This is a genomic window from Pseudarthrobacter leeuwenhoeki (genome assembly GCF_055412885.1).
The window spans coordinates 221,480-227,992 of the sequence record NZ_JBVAYY010000006.1; the positions used below are offsets into that span (position 1 = coordinate 221,480).

The 6,513-nt window shown below is 67.7% G+C and carries 7 protein-coding genes; 5 read left to right on the forward strand and 2 right to left on the reverse strand.

The window, feature by feature from the left end; translation table 11 throughout:
- Positions 1-60: 60 nt before the first annotated feature.
- Positions 61-303: an acyl-CoA carboxylase subunit epsilon gene (locus ACZYX4_RS07270; RefSeq protein WP_463874812.1), complete on the reverse strand. Its 243-nt coding sequence runs from the start codon at positions 301-303 to the stop codon at positions 61-63.
- Positions 303-1,886: an acyl-CoA carboxylase subunit beta gene (locus ACZYX4_RS07275; RefSeq protein WP_463874813.1), complete on the reverse strand. Its 1,584-nt coding sequence runs from the start codon at positions 1,884-1,886 to the stop codon at positions 303-305. Before ACZYX4_RS07275 ends, ACZYX4_RS07270 begins: the two co-directional genes overlap by 1 nt.
- Before the next feature lie 283 nt (positions 1,887-2,169).
- Here ACZYX4_RS07275 and ACZYX4_RS07280 point away from each other — a divergent pair, with 283 nt between their 5' ends.
- The 5 genes from ACZYX4_RS07280 to ACZYX4_RS07300 all read left to right on the forward strand — a co-directional run.
- On the forward strand, positions 2,170-3,060 hold the full coding sequence (locus ACZYX4_RS07280) for an SDR family oxidoreductase (protein ID WP_463874814.1): 891 nt from the start codon (positions 2,170-2,172) through the stop codon (positions 3,058-3,060).
- Positions 3,061-3,245: 185 nt separating this feature from the next.
- Positions 3,246-4,166 (forward strand): biotin--[acetyl-CoA-carboxylase] ligase, encoded by a 921-nt coding sequence (locus tag ACZYX4_RS07285; protein ID WP_463874815.1) that lies wholly within the window; start codon positions 3,246-3,248, stop codon positions 4,164-4,166.
- The gene (locus ACZYX4_RS07290; RefSeq protein WP_463874816.1) at positions 4,159-4,767 is read left to right on the forward strand and encodes a PH domain-containing protein; all 609 of its coding nucleotides are present in this window, start codon (positions 4,159-4,161) and stop codon (positions 4,765-4,767) included. Before ACZYX4_RS07285 ends, ACZYX4_RS07290 begins: the two co-directional genes overlap by 8 nt.
- Positions 4,757-6,103: an adenylate/guanylate cyclase domain-containing protein gene (locus tag ACZYX4_RS07295; protein ID WP_463874817.1), complete on the forward strand. Its 1,347-nt coding sequence runs from the start codon at positions 4,757-4,759 to the stop codon at positions 6,101-6,103. The genes ACZYX4_RS07290 and ACZYX4_RS07295 overlap by 11 nt, the downstream gene beginning before the upstream one ends.
- 172 nt (positions 6,104-6,275) lie before the next feature.
- Positions 6,276-6,513 (forward strand): hypothetical protein (locus ACZYX4_RS07300; protein ID WP_463874832.1); only part of this gene is annotated, 238 nt, incomplete at its 3' end.

Genomic DNA, 6,513 nt, shown 5'->3' on the forward strand with positions numbered 1-6,513 from the left:
GCTGTTATGAAAGGGTTGTTGCACTTTTTCTGCGGACTTGGGCCCGGCGGCCCGGACCACTTAGCCGCGGCTGCGCTTCCAGGAACCGGGCCCCGGCCGCGGTGCCAGCTGCAGCTGCTGCCGGCGGATCCAGTGCCGGGCGCCCGGCTTCTGCTGCCCGGCCGGTTCGCCGCTGCCCATGGACAGCACGACGGCGGCCAGCGCCGCGAGCTCCTCCGGCGTCGGCTCGCCCTTGACGACGGCGAACAGCGGCTGCCCGGCCGGTGGGGTGTCCCCAGGCTCAACCACGGGGTGGGTGGGCATCACAGCGGGATGTTCCCGTGCTTCTTGGCCGGCAGGCTGGCGCGCTTGTCCCGGAGGGCACGCAGGCCCTTGATGATCTGCACCCGGGTTTCGGACGGGGCAATGACCGCGTCCACATAGCCGAGCTGGGCGGCCTGGTAGGGGTTGAGCAGCTCTTCCTCATACTGCCGGATGACCTCGGCGCGCTTGGCCTCGACGTCGCCGCCGTCCGCCGCGACGGCGGCGAGTTCGCGGCGGTACAGGATGTTGACGGCACCCTGGGCGCCCATCACGCCGATCTGCGCGGTGGGCCAGGCCAGGTTGAGGTCCGCGCCGAGCTTCTTGGAGCCCATCACGATGTACGCCCCGCCGTAGGCCTTGCGGGTGATGACCGTCAGCTTCGGCACGGTGGCCTCGGCGTAGGCGTAGAGCAGCTTTGCGCCGCGGCGGATGATGCCCTGGAACTCCTGGTCCTTGCCCGGCAGGAAGCCCGGGACGTCCACGAGCGTGATGATGGGGACGTTGAAGGCGTCGCAGTGCCGGACAAAGCGAGCGGCCTTCTCCGAAGCGGCGATGTCCAGGGTGCCGGCGAACTGCATCGGCTGGTTGGCCACAATGCCCACGGTGTGGCCCTCGACCCGGCCGTAGCCGATCATCACGTTCGGGGCGTAGAGGGACTGCATCTCCAGGAAATGCGCGTCATCCACGATCTGTTCGATGACCTTACGCATGTCGTACGGCTGGTTCGCCGAGTCCGGGATCAGCGCGTCCAGGGCGAGGTCGTCGTCGTCGGGCTCCAGCTCCTGGGTGTGCTCCAGCACGGGGGCTTCGGCGAGGTTGTTGGAGGGCAGGAAGTCCAGGAGTTCGCGGACGAACTCGATGGCGTCGGCCTCGTCGGAGGCGAGGTAGGTGGAGGTGCCCGTGTTGGCGTTGTGCTGCCGGGCGCCGCCGAGGGTTTCCATATCGACGTCTTCGCCCGTGACGGTCTTGATCACGTCCGGGCCGGTGATGAACATGTGCGATGTCTTGTCCACCATGACCACATAGTCGGTGAGCGCCGGGGAGTAGGCCGCGCCGCCGGCGGAGGGGCCCATGATGAGGGAGATCTGCGGGACCACGCCGGAGGCATGGACGTTGTTGCGGAAGATGTCCGCGAACATCGCCAGCGAAGCGACGCCTTCCTGGATGCGGGCGCCGCCGCCGTCGAGGATGCCGACCACGGGGCAGCCGTTGCGCAGCGCGAATTCCTGGACCTTGACAATTTTCTCGCCGTTGACCTGGCTCAGCGAACCGCCGTAGACCGAAAAGTCCTGGCTGTACACGGCCACGGGGCGGCCGTCCACGGTGCCGTAGCCGGACACCAGCCCGTCGCCCAGCGGCTTCTTCTTCTCCATGCCGAAGGCGGTGGAGCGGTGCACGGCGAGTGCGTCGAACTCGACGAAGGAGCCGGCGTCCAGCAGCAGGTCGATGCGCTCGCGGGCGGTGTTCTTGCCGCGGGCGTGCTGCTTCTCGATCGCTTCCGGGCCGGAGGGCTGCTCAGCACGGGCCTGGCGGTCGCGGAAATCGGCAATCTTTCCCGCGGTCGTGGTCAGATCGTGGCTCATCAAGTGTCTCCGGCTCTGTAGCTGATGTTCTGCTGAATCGTAAGGTGCTGGCGGTGCTGTGGTGCGACGGCCCTGTCCCGCGTGGCGCTTTAGCTGGTATCCACAAAAGCCGGGCCTTGATGGCAAGTCTAGTGACGCTATTGGCCCATGCCGCTGTAGAAAACCTACAAGATTCGCCCCCGCTGTCACCGGAACCACCACGTGGGCGCGGGCGGCTGCTGTCCGGATGGGCCCGGCGCGTCAATGTTACTCACCAGTAACTTGTGTCGGTTAGAGTGTCCTCATGACTTTGAGCAACGACGCTTCGGGCACCGCCGCAGGGCCCTACCAGGCCGCCGGTTCCCTCCAAGGCCGCACCATCCTCATCTCCGGGGGAAGCCGCGGCATCGGCCTGGCCATCGCGACCCGCGCCGCGCGCGACGGCGCCAACATCGTTCTGATGGCCAAGACCGGCCAGCCGCACGCCAAGCTGGAAGGCACGGTCTACTCCGCCGCCGAACAGATCGAGGAAGCCGGCGGCCAGGCCCTGCCGCTGGTCGGGGATGTGCGCAACGACGCCGACGTCGCCGGTGCGGTGGCCGCCGCCGTCGAACGCTTCGGCGGGATCGACATCGTCATCAACAACGCCTCCGCGATCGACCTGTCCAAAACCGACGACGTCGACATGAAGCGCTACGACCTGATGCACGACATCAACGTCCGCGGCACCTTCCTGCTCTCCAAGCTCGCCCTGCCCGCGCTGCGCGCATCCGACGCCGGACAGATCCTGACGCTCTCCCCGCCGCTGAACCTGGACCCGAAATGGGCCGGCATGCACCTGGCGTACACCATGGCGAAGTACGGCATGAGCCTGACCACCCTGGGCCTCGCGGAGGAACTGAAGGTCGACGGCATCAGCGTGAACTCGCTGTGGCCCTGCACCCTGATCAACACGGCCGCCATCCGCAACATGCCGGGCGGCGAAAAGATCGTCCAGGGCGCCCGAGGCGCCGAGATTATGGCGGACGCGGCCCACGCCGTCCTGACCAACAGCAACGCGATCCCGGAATCGGGCAGCTGGAGCGGGAACTTCTACACCGACGAGCAGGTCCTCGCCGCCGCTGGCGTCACGGACTTCACCCCGTACAGCCTGGGCGCCCCGGAAGAGAAGCTGATTCCTGACATCTTCCTCTGAGTTTCCTGCGGCTTCAGATGGTCCAGTGAACAGCCGGCACCGCCGAAATTCCCCACTATTGCGGGGTCAACGCCGGAAATCCGCGGCGTTTCGGCCCAACCCGCCGCTGGTGGCACTGAAAGGTGGGGACGTCCATCGGGCCAGTGCCGGAGCCGGCAGCGGCGTAACTCGGTAGGATTCAAAGCATGGAAGCCGCGCAGGAAGCCCCGGACCGTCCGCCCCTTGATGTGAATGCCCTCAGTGATGAGGCATTCCTTTCCGCCAACGGCATTCCGCGGCTCACGGTGGTGGACTCCACCGGCTCCACCAACGCGGACCTGTTGCGCGGTGTCACCGAGGATCCCGCCGCGTATCCGGATCTCACGGTGCTCACCGCCGAATACCAGAGCGCCGCCCGCGGCCGGCTGGACCGCCGCTGGGAAGCGCCGGCCAGCAGCTCCGTCTCCGTCTCGATGGTGCTGCGCCCGGTCAACGCCGAGGGGCGCCCGCTGCCGACCCAGAGCTACTCCTGGCTCTCGCTGCTGGCGGCACTGGCCCTGCGCGAGGCGCTGCTGGAAACGGCCGGCATCCCGGCGGAACTCAAGTGGCCCAACGACGTCCTGGTGCGCGGCCGGAAGATTGCCGGCATCCTCGCCCAGCTGGGCCCGATGGCCGGCGGCGCCGTGCCGCCGGTCGTGCTGGGGACCGGGCTGAACGTCACCCTCACCGAGGCCGAACTCCCGGTGCCCACGGCCACGTCCGTCCTGCTGGAACACGCGGCCACGGTGGACCGGACCGAGCTGCTCAAGAGCTACCTGTCCCGGTTCGCCACGCTCTACCGCAGCTTCTGCAACGCCGACGGCGATCCCGGCGCCGGGATGGCCGGCGGCCCCTCACTGCACAAGCGGGTTGAGCACCTGCTGACGACGCTGGGCAAACAGGTCCGCGCCCAGCTGCCCGGCGACCACGAAATCATTGGCCACGCCACACGTCTGGATGACTACGGCTCACTCATGGTGGTGGACTCCGGCGGACACGAGCACGTGGTGACGGCCGGCGATGTGGTGCACCTGCGGCCCTGGACACGTCCCGGCGAGAATACGGGTCACGAAAGCGGTTATGCGTAAAGAGCTCTTCCCGGGCGAGCAAGTCATTGTGGTGACCCGGCCGCAGCCCAGGACCCTGATTGTCCCGGCGCTGCTGTTTATCCTGGTTCCGGCGCTGGCCGCCTATGCCAGCGCCTGGATTCTGAAGGGCGGGCCGGCCCGGCTGGCGCCGCTGATCAAGGAGTCCACCAGGGAGTGGACGCCGTGGCTGATCGGGGCGTGCATCACCCTGGCGGCCTGGGTGCTGGTGGGCTACTGCCTGCCGAGGGTCATGAGCTGGCAGGCCACCAAATACATCCTGACAAGCCAGCGGCTGGTGGCCCGGTACGGCATGCTGCGGCGGCGGGACCAGCAGGTCTCCCTGGCCACCATTCGTAATGTGGTCATCCATCAGTCGTTGTTCCAGCGTGTAGTGCGGTCCGGGAATATATCCTTGGATACCGGGCACCCCTACAGCACGTTGGTCCCCGACGTTCCGGAAGCGGCGACATTTCGCAACTTCATCCTCGACGCCATCCATGACCTGCCGCAGGGCGGGGTTCCGGGGGCCGGGGGAAGCCCGTACGACGCCTACGGGGCCTGGCCCGACAAGACGAGAGAAGGAGGAAGAGATGAGCGCTGAGAACGTACACCGCGAAACGGGACTGCTGGCCGAGGAGCCGTCGCACGTCTCGGACGCTTTCGTTGAGACCGGCGGCCTCGAAGCAGCCGTCCTCGACTCCATCGCCGACGACGCCGGTGACGCACCCGCTGAACGCGACGACGCCGACTCCGTGGGCCCGGACGCGTCCGACTCCGTGGACCCGGACGCGTCCGACTCCGGGTCCGAGGCGGAAGCCGAGCCCGATACCGGGGCCGGCGCCGGACCCGAAAGCGACGCAGGGACCGATGCCGCCACGCCGCCCACCGCAACCATGTCCGACGAACGCCTTGCCTTGAAAGCCCTCGAGCAGCGGCTGCTCGGCGGGGAACGCAAGCTCCGGCGCCGTGAAGTCGCGTCCGGCGCAGGACTGTCCCTGCTCTCCGCCCGGAAACTCTGGCGGGCCCTGGGCTTCCCCAACATCGGTGACGAGGACGTTGCCTTCACCGAGCGCGACCAGACCGCGCTGAACACCATCGTGGACCTGGTCCGCGCCGGCAAGCTCACCGAGGAAGCCGCCATCTCCGTGACCCGCGCCATCGGCCAGATGACCGACCGCATGGTGGTCTGGCAGGTCGAGGCCCTCGTCGAGGACATGGTCCAGAACCAGGGCCTCACCGACGCCGTGGCCCGCAAGCGGCTGGTCAGCGAACTGCCGTCCCTCGTGGACACGCTCGAGGAAATGCTGCTCTACTCCTGGCGCCGCCAGCTCAACGCCGGCGTCCAGCGCCTGGCCGTGCGCGCCGAAGCCGGGCTGGCGTCCAGCGAGGAAGGCCGCGAAGGCGACGAGGATGACGCCCCGCTGCCGCTGGCGCGGGCCGTCGGATTCGCGGACCTGGTTTCCTACACGAGCCTGTCCCGCCGGATGAACGAAAAGACCCTCGCGCAGCTGGTGCAGCGCTTTGAGAACAAGTGCGCGGAGATCATCTCGGTGGGCGGCGGGCGCCTGGTGAAGACGGTCGGCGACGAAGTCCTGTACATCGCCGAGACACCCGCGGCCGGCGCCGAAATCTCCCTGGCCCTGTGCCAGGCCTTCACCGACGACGAGATCCTGCCGCAGGCCCGGGTCGCCATGGTGTGGGGCCGGATCCTCTCCCGGCTGGGCGACATCTATGGTCCGACGGTGAACCTGGCGGCGCGGCTCACCGCGCTGGCGGACCCGGGAACGGTGCTGGTGGATTCCATGACCGCGGCCGCGCTGGAACAGGACGACCGGTTCGTCCTGCACCCTCGGCCGGCGGAGGATGTCCGGGGCTTCGGCGAAATCCACCCGGTGCAGCTGCAACGCGGCAGCGGCCGCGGACTGGTCCTGGATTAGGCGCCCTCAGCTGCGTCGACACCGTTCCTGCCGGGTGTGATCCCGCGGTTTCTCTAATCGATAGCTAATATGCGATAGTCAAAGCTATCCGGCACCAGCCGGGGCCCGTGCCCCATGCCTGGATGCCGTGACTCTGGGGGACACCGCGCACGTGAAGACCTTTCTGGACGCCCTGCGGCCAAAAACCCGCCGACCGGGTGCGGCACGCCCTCTCACTGACCGCCGACGACGTTTGATGGCTGGAACCGGCCTTGCCGCTGCCTCCGCCGTCCTCATTACGGGCGCCATCATCTATCCGGGTTTTAAGACCACTGAGGTGGAGTTGAATGATGGTGGGGTGTGGGTGGTGTCGAAGTCGAAGAATGCGGTGGGGCGGTTGAATTATCCGTCGCGTGTTCTGGACGGGGCGG

Excerpts from the sequence above, each read along its gene's own strand:
- ACZYX4_RS07270 (WP_463874812.1), bottom strand. The coding sequence starts at position 303 with ATGCCCACCCACCCCGTGGTTGAGCCTGGGGACACCCCACCGGCCGGG.
- ACZYX4_RS07275 (WP_463874813.1), bottom strand. The coding sequence starts at position 1,886 with ATGAGCCACGATCTGACCACGACCGCGGGAAAGATTGCCGATTTCCGC.
- ACZYX4_RS07280 (WP_463874814.1), top strand. The coding sequence starts at position 2,170 with ATGACTTTGAGCAACGACGCTTCGGGCACCGCCGCAGGGCCCTACCAG.
- ACZYX4_RS07285 (WP_463874815.1), top strand. The coding sequence starts at position 3,246 with ATGGAAGCCGCGCAGGAAGCCCCGGACCGTCCGCCCCTTGATGTGAAT.
- ACZYX4_RS07290 (WP_463874816.1), top strand. The coding sequence starts at position 4,159 with ATGCGTAAAGAGCTCTTCCCGGGCGAGCAAGTCATTGTGGTGACCCGG.
- ACZYX4_RS07295 (WP_463874817.1), top strand. The coding sequence starts at position 4,757 with ATGAGCGCTGAGAACGTACACCGCGAAACGGGACTGCTGGCCGAGGAG.